Origin of the sequence: Actinoallomurus vinaceus, from assembly GCF_039542055.1 — a bacterium.
GTDB classification, from domain to species: Bacteria; Actinomycetota; Actinomycetes; order Streptosporangiales; family Streptosporangiaceae; genus Actinoallomurus; species Actinoallomurus vinaceus.
In genome coordinates this window covers 815,732-830,999 of record NZ_BAABHK010000001.1, presented here as the reverse complement: position 1 = coordinate 830,999, position 15,268 = coordinate 815,732, and the positions used below count along the sequence as shown (strand labels likewise).

Genomic DNA, 15,268 nt, shown 5'->3' with positions numbered 1-15,268 from the left:
CCGCTGGATGGCCGGAATCGTCATATTCGCGTCATTGCGGCCATGAGGCCCGGGGGCGAGTCTGGTGTTGTGCGGATCGCCTTCCTCGTCCACCCCCGGTTCCAGTCACTGGATCTGACCGGGCCGCTGGAGGTCTTCTCGCTCGCCGGCGACGCGTACGCCACCGAGGTCGTCTCCGTCGACGGCGCGCCGGTCGCGGCCTCCAGCGGGCTGTCGATCGTTCCGCACCGCGCCTTCCACGACGACCCCGTCGACACGCTCATCGTCGTCGGCGGTGCGGGCACCGCCGAGGTCATCGGCGACGACCGTACGATCGCCTGGATCTCCTCGGTCGCACGGCGCGCCCGCCGGGTCGGCTCGGTGTGCAGTGGAGCATTCCTGCTGGCCCAGGCCGGGCTGCTCGACGGCCGGCGGGCGACCACCCACTGGTCGGCCTGCCGCCTGCTGGCCGAACACTTCCCCGAGGTCGAGGTGGACCCCGACCCGATCTTCGTACGCGACGATCCCGTCTGGACCTCCGCCGGAGTCACCGCCGGGATCGACCTGGCCCTCGCCATGGTCGAGGACGACCTCGGCCCGGCCACCGCCCGCGACATCGCCCGGCAGCTGGTGGTGTTCGTGCAGCGGCCGGGCGGTCAGGCGCAGTTCAGCGCCCAGCTGGCCGCCGGGCGACCGGACCGGCCCGGCCTGCGCGAGCTGCAGCGATGGATCGCCGACCACCTCACCGCCGATCTGTCGGTCGAGGCGCTGGCCGACCGCGCCGGGTTGAGCACGCGCCACTTCGCCCGCGTGTTCCGCGACGGCGTCGGCGTCACCCCGGCGTCGTACGTCGAGTCCGTGCGCGTCGAGGCGGCCCGCCGGCTCCTCGAGACCACCGAACGGCCCCTCGACGTGATCGCCCGTGAGTGCGGCTTCGGCACCCCCGAGACCATGCACCGCGGTTTCAAGCGAACCGTGTCCGTCACCCCCGGCGACTACCGGCGCCGCTTCCGCGGCCGCACGCCGACCTCCTGAAGGAGAGAGCATGCAGATCGTCTTCGCACTGTACGAGGAGTTCACCGCGCTCGACGCCGTCGGGCCGTACGAGGTGCTGTCGCGTCTCCCGGGCGCCACGGCCGTCTTCGCGGCGATGGAGCGCGGCCCGGTCCGCACTGACGGCGCGCTCACCGTCATGGCCGAGGCGGCGCTGGAGGAGATCGACCGGTGTGACGTCCTCGTCGTACCCGGCGGGCCGGGCACCCGCGACGTCGTCCTGGGCGACCAGCGGTACGTCGACTGGGTGCGCCGCGTGCACCCGACGACCCGGTGGACCACGTCGGTGTGCTCGGGTTCGCTCATCCTCGGCGCGGCCGGGCTGCTGCGGGGTCTCGACGCGACGACCCACTGGGGCCTCCGGAAGGAACTCGAGGCGACCGGCGCGCGATACGTCCCCGAGCGCACCGTGGAACAGGGCCGGATCCTCACGGCCGCGGGCGTCTCGGCCGGCATCGACATGGCGCTGACCCTCGCCGCCCGGATCGGCGGTGACGTCGCCGCGCAGGCCATCCAGCTGTGGATCGAGTACGACCCGCAGCCGCCGTTCGACAGCGGCTCGCCCGCCAAGGCGTCCCCGGAGACACTGGACTTCGTCGCCACCCACCTGGCGCCCGGCTGACCCGGAAACGCGCCGGCCGTGGGGGATCCGCGCGGTCGATGACGATCTCCTGAAGCCGTCCCGCCATGCCGGACGGACCACCCGGCGGCTCCCGCGTCACTCCCCTATTGGATCTTCACGCCGAGATCTGCCCTGCGCTTACCGTTTGATCTGGGAAAAGTCGTCTACCGTGAGATACCCGGACGGCCGAGAGCGAAGGGGGCTGGCATGCCGGACGAGCTGACGCGCTTGACGGAATTCGCCTACGAGATCGGGCTGCTCAAGCGGTACAAGCGGACCGGCTGGCTCGTGGCGGGCGTCGCCGCGCCGGAGAGCATCGCCGACCACTCCTTCCGGGCCGCCGTGCTGGCCGGCGTCCTGGCCGCCATGGAGGGCGCGAATCCCGAACGCGCCGTTCTCCTCAGCCTCTTCCACGACAGCCAGGAGACCCGGCTGACCGACATCCCGTACCTGGCCAAGCGGTACGTCACCCGGGCACCCAACGAGAAGGTCACCGCGGATCAGGTTCAGGGCCTGCCGGGTCCGGTGGCCGATCTGATCTCCGGCTCGGTCGCGGAGTACGAGCAGAAGACCAGCCTGGAGGCGCGCTGCGCGCGGGACGCCGACAAGCTGGACTGCCTGTTGCAGGCCATCGAGTACCGCGACCAGGGGCATCACAACATCCAGCCGTGGATCGACAGCTCGCTGGCCGCGCTGCAGACGCCGTCCGGGAAGAAACTGGCCGACGAGGCCCTCGGCACCGGGTCGCTCGAATGGCTCCCCGCGGTCGTGAACGGCGGGAACGGACCCGCGGCCGACTGACCCCCGGCGAGGGGCACCCGACGGCGCACGTCTCGGGGCGGACGTCCAGACCCCGATGGGCGTGAGGTTTGTAACTTCCATGTTTCTGACGTCCCGAGTTAACGTCTGTCATGTGCATCATGCAGCTATCTGGGAGGTGCTCCGATGTGCGGCATAGCCGGCTGGGTGGACTACGAGCGCGACCTCACCGGGGAGCGCGCCACCGCACTCGCGATGACACGGACGATGGCGCTCCGGGGTCCCGACGACGAGGGCCTCTGGATCGAGCCGCACGTCGCGCTGGGGCACCGGCGACTCGCCGTGATCGACATCGAGGGCGGCACCCAGCCCATGAGCGACGGCCCCGTCACCCTCGTCTACAGCGGTGAGGCGTACAACTTCCGCGAGCTCCGCCGGGAGCTGGAGTCCCACGGGCACCGCTTCCGCACCCGCAGCGACACCGAGGTCGTCCTCCAGGCGTACCTCCGCTGGGGCGCGGACCTCGTCGACCGTCTCAACGGGATGTACGCCTTCGCCCTGTGGGACCAGCGGACGGAGGAGCTCCTGCTCGTCCGGGACCGGATGGGGATCAAGCCGCTGTACTACGCGCCCACCCCGCACGGAGTGCTCTTCGGCTCCGAGCCCAAGGCCATCCTGGCCAATCCGCTGTTCACCGCCCGCATCAGGGACGAGGGCCTGCTCGAACTCCTGACCACCGCCAAGACCCCGGGCCACGCCGTCTTCGACGGGATGTACGAGGTCGAGCCCGGGCACGTCGTCCGGGTCTCGCGCGACGGCGTCACCGACCGGCGCTACTGGGCGCTGACCGCCCGCGAGCACCCCGACGACGTCCCGGCGACCGTCCACCACGTCCGCGAACTCCTCGAGGACATCGTCGAACGGCAGCTCATCTCCGACGTACCGCTGTGCACCCTCCTCTCGGGCGGCCTGGACTCCAGCGCGCTCACCGCACTGGCCGACCGCGCACTCGGGGCCGGCACCGTACGGTCCTTCGCGGTCGACTTCACCGACGAGAGCGGCGGGTTCGTGCCCGACGCCATGCGGGACACGGCCGACGCGCCGTACGTCCACGAGGTGGCCAAGCACGTCGGGTCGCACCACGCCGACGTGATCCTCAGCAGCGACGAGCTCTCCTCGCCGCAGGCCAACGAGACGGTGATGCGCGCCCGCGACCTGCCGAGCATCGGCGACATGGACACCTCGCTGTACCTGCTGTTCGCCGAGATCCGGCGGCACTCTACGGTCGCGCTGTCGGGCGAATCCGCCGACGAGGTCTTCGGCGGCTACCGTTGGTTCCACGACCCGGAGGCGATCGCCGCCGAAACCTTCCCCTGGATGCTCGGCATGTCCGCCGGGCAGGCACTCCTCGACGGGGAACTCAACCGGCGCGTGGACGAGTACGTCACCGACCGGTACCACGAGGCCCTCGACGAGGTGCCCCGGCTGCCCGCCGAGACCGGGCACGAGCGGCGGATGCGGGAGATCTGCTATCTCCACCTGACCCGGATGGTCCGGTTCCTCCTTGACCGCAAGGACCGGATGAGCATGGCGGTCGGCCTGGAGGTGCGGGTGCCGTTCTGCGACCACCGGCTCGTCGAGTACGTCTTCAACACGCCGTGGAGCCACAAGACCTACGACGGGCGGGAGAAGAGCCTCCTGCGCGGCGCGGTCGCCGACCTCCTCCCCGAGTCGGTCGTCCAGCGGCGCAAGAGCCCCTACCCGGCGACCCAGAACCCGAGCTACGAGCGGGCCGTCCGCGACCGCCTGTCCGGCATCCTCGCCGACCCGAACGCCCCCATACGGCCCTACGTCGCGGAGCACGCCGCCCGCGAGGCCCTCCGACGCCCACTCGGCCGGACCAGCCTCCAACAGGACCGCATGGCCATGGAACGCATCGTCTCCCTGAACGACTGGCTGACGTCCTACCGCCCCCAGCGCGCCTGACGAACACACCAAATCCTCATTGCTCTACGTTACTTTTCAATTACCCTGAGTCCATGGGATCGCGAGCGCATTACGTGGTGAAGAAGGACGGTTCGTGGGCACGGCGGTATTCCCAGTTCGGCGGGTACGCCATGGAGCTGGATCTGCTTCCGGGCCCACAGGCGGCGACCCGGTTCGCTCTCGGCCAGCGGTCCGTCGAGTGGTGGATATCCGAGCTCGAATGCGAGGGAGCCGCCCTCATCGACCATGACGAGCAGCGTTTGCTCTGGCAATCAGGCTGCGACAACGATGCCGCCTACCAGGCAGCCGTCCTCGCGGTCATGGCGCACACCTGGCCGGGTTGGCGGATCGACTGGGCGCACGGTGGGCTCGGCGACATCCTGGACGCGTTGGGAGAGCAACGACGACGCTGGGAGTCGCGAAGGTCATCGCAAGGCGACACCGGCGCGCAGGACGACCGACCCGAGCGAGCTGCCGCCACATCCGCGCCCGACTCGCTTCGCGGGCTCCGCGACCTCGTCGAGAAGTTCGGCTCCCACCAGGAGATGGACCAGGCCACGCAGGCGATATCCCTGCTGCTCCGCGTGACCGGGGCGCTGACGACACTGGGCGAACAGTCGGGACTGCGAGTGCAGACCCTCGTGGACAACTCTTTCGCACATCGGCCGATGGACCTCACCGAAGAGGAGCACGCGGCGGCCCAAGCCGCGTTCGATGCGGTACGGCGCCGATACGAGTCCAGGGGTGCGCACTCCGAGTGAGCGGGCCGGTCTCGGCTGATCGGTGCTGCCGGTCAGTCGAGGCCGGCGAAGAGGTGGCGGGTGAGGAAGTCGTTGGTGAAGGCGCCGTTCGGGTCGTAGTGGCGGGCGAGGGCGTGGAAGTCCGACAGCCGTGGATAGCGGGAGCGCAGGGTGTCGGCGGGGGTGGTGAAGAGCTTGCCCCAGTGCGGCCGGGCGTCGAACGGCGCCAGGCGCTCCTCCAGGAGTTCGAGCACGGGCCGTACCGCGTCGGCGTCCTTCACCCAGGTGAAGTGGAGGGCGACCGTGTCCTCGCCGTACGCCGTGCTCATCCACAGGTCGTCCGCCGCGACCGTCCGGACCTCGCAGACCTGCAGGACGGCGGCGACCCGGTCGCGGACCTCGTCCACGGCATGGAGCGCGTCGACGGCGTGCCGGCGCGGCAGGAGGAACTCCGACTGCAGCTCATCGCCGCTGCTGCTCGGCGCGTAATCGAGCCGGAAGTGCGGCAGCCGCTCGAACCATGGGCCCGGAACGCCCAACTGCTCGGTGCAGGCGACCGCGGACATGCCGGGGACCGGATGCCGCGATCCGTCGGCGGGCCGGGCGCCGAACCAGTCCTCGGGCATGGGACGTTCGCCCGCCGGGTCGACGCGTTCCTTCACCCACACCTGGTCGATCCGCGGCGCGCGCCAGGTCGTGAAGAGGCTGACGCTGTACGCGCCGGAGACCACCGCGGAGAAGTGCTCGTCCAGCACCTCCAGCGGCAATCCTTCATAGACCCGCTGCCGCACCTCGAACGCGGGCTCGACGTCGAGCGTCACGCTCACGACGATCCCGAGGGCGCCCAGTCCGACGACGGCCCCGTTGAACCGGTCCCCGTCCCGGTCACGGCTGAGCGAGACGAGGTCGCCGCCGACTGTGACGATCTCCAGCCCGGAGACCGCCGTGGCCAGGTTCCCGTTGCCCTCGCCCGAGCCGTGCGTCGCCGTCGCGATCGACCCGGCGACGGAGATGTGCGGCAGGGAGGCGAGGTTGTGCAGGGCGTACCCCTCGTCGTGCAGTCGGCTGCTCAGCTCGGCGTACCGCACGTTCGCGCCGACCTTCACCCGGCCGGCGGCGCCGTCGATCTCGACCGTCGGGGGCAGCTTCGCCAACGAGACCAGGCTGCCCGGTGTGTCGGCGATGTCGTTGAACGAGTGGCCGCTGCCCAGCACCCGGAGCTTCGAGCCGCGCGTGGCCAGGCTCCGTACCTCCTCCAGTGAGGCCGGGTGACAGACCTCATCTGCTAGGAACGCGATGTTCCCCGCCCAGTTCCACACTCCATCGGCCACCGGATCACGCACCCTTCGCCCGCATAGCACTCCGCCGATCAGCTCGGACACAGCACGATATGCCGTACAGGCCGGGAAACGCTGATCAGGGCGCGGAGAGACCGCGGTGACGGCCCGGAGGCGTGGACGTGACCCGGTACCGAGAAGGTACAGCCCGGTCCCTCAAGAGGGACCGGGCTGTGTCCACAACGAGCGGAACGCCGTTACTTCACCTTCTTGAGGTACGGGGCACCCGCGTAACCCTGCTTGCCGTTGCTGGCCTTCACCTTGATGAACGTGAGGCCGCCCTTCCCCTTCGTGACCTTGCACGCGCCGGGAACACGCTTGGCCTTATAAGACAGCCGGCCAACGTGGGTGGACTTGACGTTGGCCTTCTTGAAGACCCACAGGTAGTAGTTCTTCGGGAGGTGCACCACGTTGTAGTGGCACTTCAGCTTCGCGGCCTGGGCGGAGGTCGCCGCGTCAGCCGTGCCGGCGATCGTGGTGAAGGCACCCGCCGCGATCGCGGTGGCGCCGACGACCGTGGCGAGGCGGGTCGAGATCTTCATCTGGTCCTTTCCCCGTGCGGCCGGCTCCGTGAGGAGCCGAATCCGTTGACGTCGGCCCAGACGCCTGGGGGCTCTGCGGCCGACGGATACGCGGGGGAATTTAGTGGTTCGTCGCCTGGCATGCGAGGCATTTCCAGAATGACGAAAATGAGCGCGACAAAGCGGCCTCATCAGGTACAAAACTCCCACCTACCCGGACCACGCCGGACCCGCATCGCGGAAAATCCGTTGCTCGTGGTCGGTGCCGGATGTTGTACTCCCGGCGAACGTCCGGTCGACCGAGGAGATGGTCATGCGCACTGCGTACATGTCCCCCCAGCAGGCAATCGCCACCTACGCAGAGGACATGACGCTTCGTGCGACCCTTCCGACGACCGGCGCGGAGAGACGCCGGTAAGACCCGACCGACCACCGTCCTGGGCTGTCTGCGTCCGGGACCCCGCGCGGGCGCCGCGCTCATCGCCGCCGTCACGGCCGCGACCGTGCTCCCGCTCGCCGCACCCCAGATCACCCGGCGCTTCGTCGACGACGCGATCGGCGGGGCCGGAACCCGGCATCTGGCGTTCGTCGCCGTCGGCTACCTGGCCCTCGCCGTCGCCGGGCAGGCCGCCCGGACGCTGACCGCCTGGCTGGCGAGCCGCCTCGCCTGGGACGGCACCAACCGCCTCCGCGAGAGGCTGGCCGAGCACGCGCTCGGTCTCGACATGACCTTCCACGGGCGGCGCACGCCCGGCGAGATGATCGAGCGGGTCGACGGCGACGTCGCCGCCATCGCCGAGTTCGTCGTCGCCTTCCTGCTGGACGTCGTGGCCGGCGTCCTGCTGCTCGCGGGCGTGCTCGTCGTCGTGCTGACCGTCGATCCGCGCGTCGGCGCCGTGCTCCTGGCGTACTGCGTGCTGATCGGGTTCGGGATGGCTCGCGCGCAGAAGCTCGCCGTGCCCTCGGCCGCCCGCTCCCGGGCGGCGTACGCGGCGCTGGCCGGCGACATCGAGGAACGGCTCGCCGGCGTGGAGGACATCCGCGCGAACGGCGCCGGCGAGCACACCGTGAACCGCCTCCACGCGGCGAGCGGACGCATGTACCGCGCGGAGTTCCGGTCCGAACGGATCGGCAGCGGTCTCCTCGCCGGCACGTCGGTGGCGTTCGCGGCGGGCACGGCGCTGGTGATCGGCCTCGCCGCGTGGGCCCGACAGTCCGGGACGCTCACCGTCGGCACCGGCGTGCTGCTGTTCCAGTACACACAGATGGTGCGGACGCCGTTCGAGCGGCTGATCGACCAGCTACGGCAGTACCAGGCGGCCCTGGCGGGCGTCGCCCGTGTCCGGGACCTGCTGGCCGAACGCCGTACGCTGCCCGAACCCGCCGACCCACGGCCGCTGCCCGCGTCCGGCCCGCTCGGCCTGCGCCTGGACGGCGTGGGCTTCGCGTACGCCGACGACGGCGAGCCGGTCCTGTCCGGCATCGACGTCACGCTGGCGCCCGGCGAGACCCTCGGCCTGGTCGGCCGTACGGGCAGCGGGAAGACCACCATCGCCCGGCTGATCCTGCGCCTGTACGACCCGACCGAGGGCGCCGTACGGGTCGGCGGGCTGGACCTGCGGGACGCCGACCCGGCGTCCGTACGGCGGCGGATCGGCGTCGTCACGCAGGACGTGCAGTTGTTCGCCGCGAGCGTCCGGGACAACCTGACGCTGTTCCGGCCGGGGCTCGCCGACGACGACCGCCTCCGGGAGATCCTCGCCGAGGTCGGCCTCGGCGACTGGCTGGCGGGCCTCCCCGACGGGCTCGACACCGCACTCGGCGGCGACGCGGCCGGCGTGTCGGCCGGTGAGGCGCAACTGCTGGCGTTCGCCCGGGTGTTCCTCACCGACCCCGGCCTCGTGGTGCTGGACGAGGCGTCTAGCCGGCTCGATCCGGCGACCGAGCGGCGCATCGAACGGGTCGTCGACCGGCTCCTCGCCGGCCGGACCGGCGTCCTCATCGCGCATCGCCTGTCCTCCCTGGCGCGGGTGGACCGGATCGCGGTCGTCGAGGGCGGCCGGATCGTCGAGTACGGCCGCCGCGAGGAGCTCGCGGTGGACCCCGGCAGCCGGTTCGCACGGCTCCTGAGCATGGTGGAGGTGGCGCGATGAGCAGCAGGTTCGCACGGCTCCTGAGTGCGGCGGAGGTGGCGCGATGAGCAACCGGTTCGCGCGGCTCGTTGACGCGGCGGGGGTGGCGTGATGAGGCCCGTACCGCTCGTGATGTCCCGCCTCGCCCGTTCCTCCGGGCTGGGCCGCTACGTGGCCGGTGGCCTGCTGTGGCTGCCGACGTACCTGTTGCCCATCGGCGGCGGGCTGCTGCTGAAGGCGGTGTTCGACGGGCTCAGCGGCGACCGTACCGCCGACCTGCGGGCGGCCCTGTGGCTCTGCGCGGCGTTCGTCGGGCTGGAGGTCGTCCGTGGCGTGGTGATCGTCACCGCGTGGGCGTACGGCGTCTACTGGTGGGAGGCGGCGGTGACCACGCTGCGCGTCAACGTGCTGCGCTCGATCCTCACCGCGCGCGGGACCGCCGCGACGCGACTTCCGCACTCGTCGGGCGAGGCGGTCGCGCGGGTGCGCGACGACGTCGACGACCTCGTCCAGGTCACCGACGACCTGATCGACCTGACCGGCACCGCGCTGTTCGGCCTCACCGCACTGGTGATCATGTTGGCGATCGACCCCGCCGTCACGCTCGCCCTGGCACTGCCGATGATCGCCGCCGGTGTGCTGAGCAGGCTGCTCGGCGGGCTGATCCGGCGGCTCCACCGTCGCGCCCGGGAACTCGGCGCGGTGGTGACGGCTCACATCGGCGAGGCGTTCGCCGGCGTCCTGGCGATCAAAACGGCCGGAGCCGAGGAGGCGGTGCTGCGGCGCCTCCGCGACCACAACCGCCGACGGCGGAACGCCGCCGTCAAGGACCGGCTGACCACCGACCTCCTCGACACCGCGACGGACGCGACCGTCGAGATCGGCATCGGCCTCGTCCTGCTCATCGCCGCTCCCGCGATGCACCGCGGCGACTTCACGGTGGGCGACCTCGCGCTGTTCACCACCTATGTCGGATGGCTGACGGCGCTGCCGCGCTCCGCCGGCACATTCCTGTACCGCCTGCCCCAGGCTGCGGTCGCCGTCGAACGACTCCGTCGGCTCATGGCCCCGTACGAGGACGTCGAAGACCTGGCCCGGGTCAGCGGCGTGTGGTTCCGCCGTGAGCCGCCCGCCCTGCCGTCACCGCCCCGCCACGACGACCCTCTGCAGGTCGTCGAGGCCCGCGGGCTGACCGTGCGCGAACGCCTGCACGCCGTCGATCTGCGGATCGAGCGCGGGTCGTTCACCGTCGTCACCGGCGCCGTCGGGGCGGGCAAGACCACCCTCGTACGGGCGCTGCTCGGGCTGGTGCCGCTCGACGCCGGAACGATCACCTGGAACGACCGGCGCGTCGACGACCCGGGCACGTACCTCGTTCCCGGGCGCGTGGCGTACGCGAGCCAGGTTCCCCGGCTGTTCTCCGACTCCCTCCGGGAGAACCTCCTGCTCGGCCGGCCGAATGACGACGACCGGCTCGCCACCGCGGTCGAACTCGCGGTGTTCGACAAGGACCTGGCCGGCATGCCGGACGGTCTCGGCACCGTCGTCGGCCCTCGCGGCGTACGGCTGTCGGGCGGCCAGGTGCAGCGGGCGACGGCCGCGCGCGCCCTCCTGCGGTCGCCGGATCTGCTCGTCGTCGACGACCTGTCCTCCGCACTGGACGTCGAGACCGAGAAACTCCTGTGGGACCGGCTCGCCGACGCCGCACAGGACGGACGCGGGCCCGCGACGCTGCTGGTCGTGTCCCACCGGCGCGCGGCGCTCGAACGCGCCGACCAGGTCATCGTTCTCGACCGCGGCCGCGTCGCCGGCCGCGGACCGCTGGACGAGCTGCTGGAGGACTGCCCGGAGATGCGGCGGCTGTGGACGGACGAACTCATCACCGAAGCCGAGGATCCCGAGATGCTCGACGAGACTCCGCGTCGGCCGTGACCTCGCCGGAGACCTCAGAAGAAGGGCGTCCAGCGCTCTCCCGCGTACCGCCGCAACCGGTCGGTGACCTCGCCGACCTGCGGATCGGTCGTCCGGCCGAGCGGGAGCAGCAGCTCCCATCCGTCCCCCGAGCGCAGGCCCCACACCGGAAACCGGCGCCGGACCGGCAGACGGTCGAGGGGCGCGGCGCCCGGCCGCCGGACCGCGTAGATCCCGGAGAACCGCGTCATCGACCCCCACAACGTGGAGCTCCCGAGAGGACTTACGGCCACCCTGTCGATCGAACGCCATTCCCATCGCAGGTCAAGCGTGTCGACGCGCGCGGCGACGCCCGTCTCGTCCACGTCCACCTCGACCGTCGCCGCCCTGAGCGGCCGCGCGGCGACCTGCCGGTTCCACATCAACGCGAGGAAGAAGAGCAGCGCGACCGGCGTCGCGAGGAGCTTGGCCGTCCCGGACGCGCCGAGCGCGACCCCGACCGCCACGAGGCCGAACGGCAGGCCGACGGCGTACGTCACCCAAGCCATCGCCGTGGACTCCGGGTACGGCGGTCTCCACCGGACCGTGGCGGCCGGGGAGAGCTCCTGGGTACGCGGCGACGGGCCGAGGTCGACCGTCTCGGCGGCTCGCGTGGGGCCCGCCGCAAGCTCCGGAGCGGAACCGCCGAGCAGCCAGTGCAGCAGTTCCTCCGCACTGGGCCGTGCCTCCGGTGCCTTGGCGAGGCATGCGGCGGCGATGCCGCGGAGCGGTTCGGCCATGTCCCCGAGGTCCGGTGGCTGCGTAAGGATGCGATTGAACATGGCGGGAACCGTGTCCTGGCCGAACGGCGGACGGCCCGTGGCGGCCGCCGTCATCGTGGCGCCCCACGCGAAGACGTCGGTCGCCGGTCCCACCGCCTCCCCGGCGACCTGCTCGGGCGCCATGTACGCCGGAGTGCCCACGATCTGGCTGGTCATCGTGCCGGTGGCGTCCATCGCCCGGGCGATCCCGAAGTCGATCACCCGTGGCCCCTGCGGCCCGAGCAGGATGTTCGACGGTTTGAGATCCCGGTGGACGACGCCCGCCTGGTGGATGGCCCCCAGCGCGGTCGCGGTACCGACCGCCAGCCGATGCAGATCGTCGCCGGTCAGCGGGCCACGCTCGGCGAGCACCGCCGAGAGCGCGGGCCCGGCGATGAGCTCACTGACCAGGTACGCGGTGTCGCCCGCGACCTCGGCGGCAAGCACCCGGGCGGTGCAGAACGAGGCCACCCGCCGGGCCGCGCCGATCTCCCGAGCGAACCTGGCCCGCGCCTTGGCATCCCCGTCGAACCGCGTATGCAGCACCTTGACGGCGACGGCCGATCCGTCCGGGGCGTGCCCGAGGAACACCGTGCCCTGCCCTCCGACGCCCAGCCGCCCGACGACGCGATATCCGGCGATCTCGGCGGGATCTCCAGGCTGAAGAGGCAGTCCTTGCCGCATCCGCTCCTCCGCCGCCGGTCGTCCGACGTGATCTTAGCCATTCACGCGCGGACGCGATCGGATCAGCCGAAGACCGGGAAGAGCCCGGCGACCCGTCACGGTCGTCGCCTTCCTTCAGTCCAACTCGTCCTCCACCGTTGGCATACAGGGAGACAGCAAGGTGTCGGAATGCTCGGTGACGACGCCGCGGACCAGTCTGAACACACGGAACTCGTTCTCGCGTCCAGGATCCTCGTCGTCCCAGATGTACAGGAGTCCGAACGACCCGGGAGCAACCCGGCCGACGCGCTGGAGAAGATCGATGACCCGCGGGTTGCGGTGATTCCTCATCCCCGCGAAATGCAGGTACGGCTCACCGTTCATCCAGCGCAGATCGAGCATGGCAGCATCGTCTTCGACGCCCGCGAGGAGTTCACGGATGCGGTCGACCATGGCGTGCAACAACTCGCCATCGTCATCGCCCGTCGACTCCCGGATGTTCACCCAGCCGTGATATTCGAACACTCGGCCAGCGTACGGAACTCATTCACTCGTCATCGCGTGTCACGACGACCACCGAAAGTTCCACGCAGTTACCACCGTCGTTGCCGCTACGGCTCGACTTGCGCCAAATCACGTCGTCCACCGTTCCGCCGCCTTCTCGATCAGCTCTATTGACGCCTTGACGGAGAGCGCCTGCGACCGCAGCGACTCCCAGGCCGCGGTGAGTCGTGCCAGGTCCTCTCGACTGTCGGTGACGAATCCGCGCGCCGCCGTCTCCACGTAGGCTACTGCCGCTCCGTCGGACATTGTGGCGAGCACCCAAGCGCCTTGCACGCCTGCATGATTCTCCTGCGGCACGATCTGGACGGTGACCGTGGGTGAGATGACGTTTATCAGGTACCGAAGTTGGTCGCGCATCACGCATGGAGAGCCGATTTCGCGGTAGAGCACCGACTCGTCGAGCACGACGTGAAGCGCAGGTGGGCTGTCGCCGCTAAGAATGCTTTGGCGCTCGATGCGCACTGCCGCAGCCGCTTCGTTGCCGTAGAGCATCGCCGTCGCGTACTCCGGAGTCTGGAGGAGGCCGTAGATGACGTTCGGCTCGAAGGCGCGCAGGATGCTCGCGCTCGCCTCGAGCGGCACCCAGTCACGGAAGTAGACCGGGAATCCGTTACCCCTGCGATAGTCCAGGAGCCGGACCAGGGCGCCACCGGTCTGCAGGCGCTCGTCGCACGCCTCCGCGAACTCCTCGGTCGCCGGGGTCTGCCCCGTCTCGATCTGGCTGATCAGCGACTTGGAGTAGGTGATCTCGTCGGCCAGTTCCTGTTGTGTGAGCCCCGCACCCTGCCGATAGTGCCGCAGCTCACGCCCCCATATCGCCATCGGCGTGAATTTCATGGCATGCCCCGTATGCCGGAATTACTCAATGTTCAACTCGTGGAATCCGGAGTCCGGATCTATCGCAGAGCTTATGGATTGTCAGCGGTAATGGTGCCGGATTCGGCGAAAGGCCGCGACGCTGGACGGCGAACAGCCACTCCAGAGAGGAATCCGGCCGTGCCACACGACGACGTTCACGCTCGCCCGCAAGATCGAGCGACGATGGCGAAAGAGGAGGTGCATCGGCTCATGTATCGCCTCGCGGACGCGTGCAGGCAGCGGGGGCTCGACGCCCTCCAGCTCGCACCCACACGCGTCCGCGTATCTCCTCCCGAGGCCGCACACCCGGAGATGACAGAGATCATCACCCTGAAAGCAGACGAGGACGGCCGGCTCTTCTTTCATTGGAGCTGGGACGAGAAGATCTGCCCGGCGGACGACCTCGAATGGGCGGCCCACGTGATCAAGAACGTGGTCGCTCCGGAGGCCACGACATGAATCCACCGGAGCTCACGCCCGAAGCACGTCTGATGCGATCGATCGACGACTTCCGTAGGGCGCTCTACGGTCGTCGGACGATCGGTGTGCTGCGCATCGCGGATCTCGCCCATCTCCGCGTCCTGATCGACAGGTATCCCGCAGAGGCGCGAGAGATGCTCGACCACGGATCCTTTCGATGAGCTACGAGCAGCAGCCGCCCGCCCGGTGCCACCAGCCCGGCCAGTGCCCGCAACGCCGCCTCCTTGTCGGCGGCATGGTGCAGCACCTCCTTGGCCAGCACCTCATCGAACGCCTCGTGATCGGCACCCTTCTGCCGAGGGTTTTCGTCTCTATGGCGTACGAGATCCGGGGCGGTAATCGGCGGCGGTGACGCGGAGGAAGCGGGGCAGCGATGCTGGAGCGACAGATCATCGGCGTGGTCCCGGTCGGCCGCACCGTCCTGCTCGTCGCAGAGATCGTGATCGCGGCGAGCTCCGTCATCGAAGGGCGTCCTTTGGCCGAGGTCAATGTCCCCGGAGACATGACGGTGCTCGCGGTGGCTTACGAGAGCGGCCAGGGATTCGATTGGACTTGGTCTGCCGACCACGTCGTCGAACGCGGTGACCGGATCGTCGTGATCGCCACGCGGGCCGGCTTCAGCAGGCTACGTGCCGACAGCGCGGGACCGTCTTCGACCAATGCTCAGGAACGACCGTTCGGCAGATGGACGGCTGATCTCTCATTCGCCCTGTGGGGATGTCTGTGCTGGTCGAGGGGCTCTGGACAATCCTCGCGAACCCGCCTGGACAACCGGCTACCAAATTTGTCCACTTAGAGCGGTAAATGGACAACTGCAGCCTTACAAATATCACTGCCGGGCCGTTCTCCTGCGCGGCGAACCG

Annotated in this window: 17 protein-coding genes; 10 read left to right on the top strand and 7 right to left on the bottom strand. The window is 70.0% G+C overall.

Annotation, left to right across the window (positions count from 1 at the left end; translation table 11 throughout):
- The first annotated feature begins 42 nt into the window (after positions 1-42).
- The 5 genes from ABEA24_RS03695 to ABEA24_RS03675 all read left to right on the top strand — a co-directional run bounded on the left by ABEA24_RS03695 (position 43) and on the right by ABEA24_RS03675 (position 5,160).
- Positions 43-1,014 carry a GlxA family transcriptional regulator gene (locus ABEA24_RS03695; RefSeq protein ID WP_425551134.1) on the top strand — a complete coding sequence of 324 codons (972 nt, stop codon included), beginning with the start codon at positions 43-45 and terminating at the stop codon, positions 1,012-1,014.
- A gap of 10 nt (positions 1,015-1,024) precedes the next feature.
- Positions 1,025-1,654, top strand: a complete 630-nt coding sequence (locus ABEA24_RS03690; protein ID WP_345429173.1) for a DJ-1/PfpI family protein — start codon at positions 1,025-1,027, stop codon at positions 1,652-1,654.
- A gap of 207 nt (positions 1,655-1,861) precedes the next feature.
- A complete protein-coding gene (locus ABEA24_RS03685) occupies positions 1,862-2,455 on the top strand; it encodes an HD domain-containing protein (protein ID WP_345429172.1) in 594 nt (197 codons plus the stop codon).
- A gap of 144 nt (positions 2,456-2,599) precedes the next feature.
- Positions 2,600-4,399, top strand: a complete 1,800-nt coding sequence (gene asnB / locus ABEA24_RS03680) for an asparagine synthase (glutamine-hydrolyzing) (protein ID WP_345429171.1) — start codon at positions 2,600-2,602, stop codon at positions 4,397-4,399.
- Positions 4,400-4,452: 53 nt separating this feature from the next.
- Positions 4,453-5,160, top strand: coding sequence for a hypothetical protein (locus ABEA24_RS03675; protein ID WP_345429170.1), 708 nt, complete (start codon positions 4,453-4,455; stop codon positions 5,158-5,160).
- Positions 5,161-5,192: 32 nt separating this feature from the next.
- On the opposite strand, the gene ABEA24_RS03670 is transcribed toward ABEA24_RS03675, so the two are convergent.
- Positions 5,193-6,470, bottom strand: coding sequence for a D-arabinono-1,4-lactone oxidase (locus ABEA24_RS03670; RefSeq protein WP_345429169.1), 1,278 nt, complete (start codon positions 6,468-6,470; stop codon positions 5,193-5,195).
- 203 nt (positions 6,471-6,673) lie between these two features.
- A complete protein-coding gene (locus tag ABEA24_RS03665; RefSeq protein WP_345429168.1) occupies positions 6,674-7,018 on the bottom strand; it encodes a hypothetical protein in 345 nt (114 codons plus the stop codon).
- Between the two features lie 356 nt (positions 7,019-7,374).
- Here ABEA24_RS03665 and ABEA24_RS03660 point away from each other — a divergent pair, with 356 nt between their 5' ends.
- Both ABEA24_RS03660 and ABEA24_RS03655 read left to right on the top strand, forming a co-directional pair.
- Positions 7,375-9,150 (top strand): ABC transporter ATP-binding protein, encoded by a 1,776-nt coding sequence (locus tag ABEA24_RS03660; RefSeq protein WP_345429167.1) that lies wholly within the window; start codon positions 7,375-7,377, stop codon positions 9,148-9,150.
- Between the two features lie 90 nt (positions 9,151-9,240).
- Complete coding sequence (locus ABEA24_RS03655; protein WP_345429166.1) at positions 9,241-11,061, top strand: ABC transporter ATP-binding protein; 1,821 nt, start codon at positions 9,241-9,243, stop codon at positions 11,059-11,061.
- A gap of 14 nt (positions 11,062-11,075) precedes the next feature.
- Here the strand turns inward: ABEA24_RS03655 and ABEA24_RS03650 are convergent, their stop codons facing one another.
- The 4 genes from ABEA24_RS03650 to ABEA24_RS03640 form a co-directional block, all read right to left on the bottom strand.
- Positions 11,076-12,524: a serine/threonine-protein kinase gene (locus ABEA24_RS03650; protein WP_345429165.1), complete on the bottom strand. Its 1,449-nt coding sequence runs from the start codon at positions 12,522-12,524 to the stop codon at positions 11,076-11,078.
- A gap of 114 nt (positions 12,525-12,638) precedes the next feature.
- On the bottom strand, positions 12,639-13,028 hold the full coding sequence (locus ABEA24_RS03645; RefSeq protein ID WP_345429164.1) for an Imm7 family immunity protein: 390 nt from the start codon (positions 13,026-13,028) through the stop codon (positions 12,639-12,641).
- A gap of 22 nt (positions 13,029-13,050) precedes the next feature.
- Positions 13,051-13,140 carry a DUF397 domain-containing protein gene (locus tag ABEA24_RS53400; protein ID WP_425551148.1) on the bottom strand — a complete coding sequence of 30 codons (90 nt, stop codon included), beginning with the start codon at positions 13,138-13,140 and terminating at the stop codon, positions 13,051-13,053.
- Positions 13,137-13,904, bottom strand: coding sequence for a helix-turn-helix domain-containing protein (locus ABEA24_RS03640; RefSeq protein ID WP_345429163.1), 768 nt, complete (start codon positions 13,902-13,904; stop codon positions 13,137-13,139). The genes ABEA24_RS53400 and ABEA24_RS03640 overlap by 4 nt, the downstream gene beginning before the upstream one ends.
- 231 nt (positions 13,905-14,135) lie before the next feature.
- On the opposite strand from ABEA24_RS03640, the gene ABEA24_RS03635 reads away from it, so the two are divergent.
- Positions 14,136-14,384: a hypothetical protein gene (locus ABEA24_RS03635; protein ID WP_345429162.1), complete on the top strand. Its 249-nt coding sequence runs from the start codon at positions 14,136-14,138 to the stop codon at positions 14,382-14,384.
- Between the two features lie 64 nt (positions 14,385-14,448).
- Here ABEA24_RS03635 and ABEA24_RS53395 read toward each other — a convergent pair whose 3' ends face one another.
- The gene (locus ABEA24_RS53395; RefSeq protein WP_425551147.1) at positions 14,449-14,652 is read right to left on the bottom strand and encodes a class I SAM-dependent methyltransferase; all 204 of its coding nucleotides are present in this window, start codon (positions 14,650-14,652) and stop codon (positions 14,449-14,451) included.
- Here ABEA24_RS53395 and ABEA24_RS03630 point away from each other — a divergent pair.
- A complete protein-coding gene (locus ABEA24_RS03630) occupies positions 14,563-14,757 on the top strand; it encodes a hypothetical protein (protein ID WP_345429161.1) in 195 nt (64 codons plus the stop codon). The genes ABEA24_RS53395 and ABEA24_RS03630 overlap by 90 nt on opposite strands.
- Before the next feature lie 21 nt (positions 14,758-14,778).
- Complete coding sequence (locus ABEA24_RS03625; protein ID WP_345429160.1) at positions 14,779-15,201, top strand: TrkA C-terminal domain-containing protein; 423 nt, start codon at positions 14,779-14,781, stop codon at positions 15,199-15,201.
- Positions 15,202-15,268: the final 67 nt, after the last annotated feature.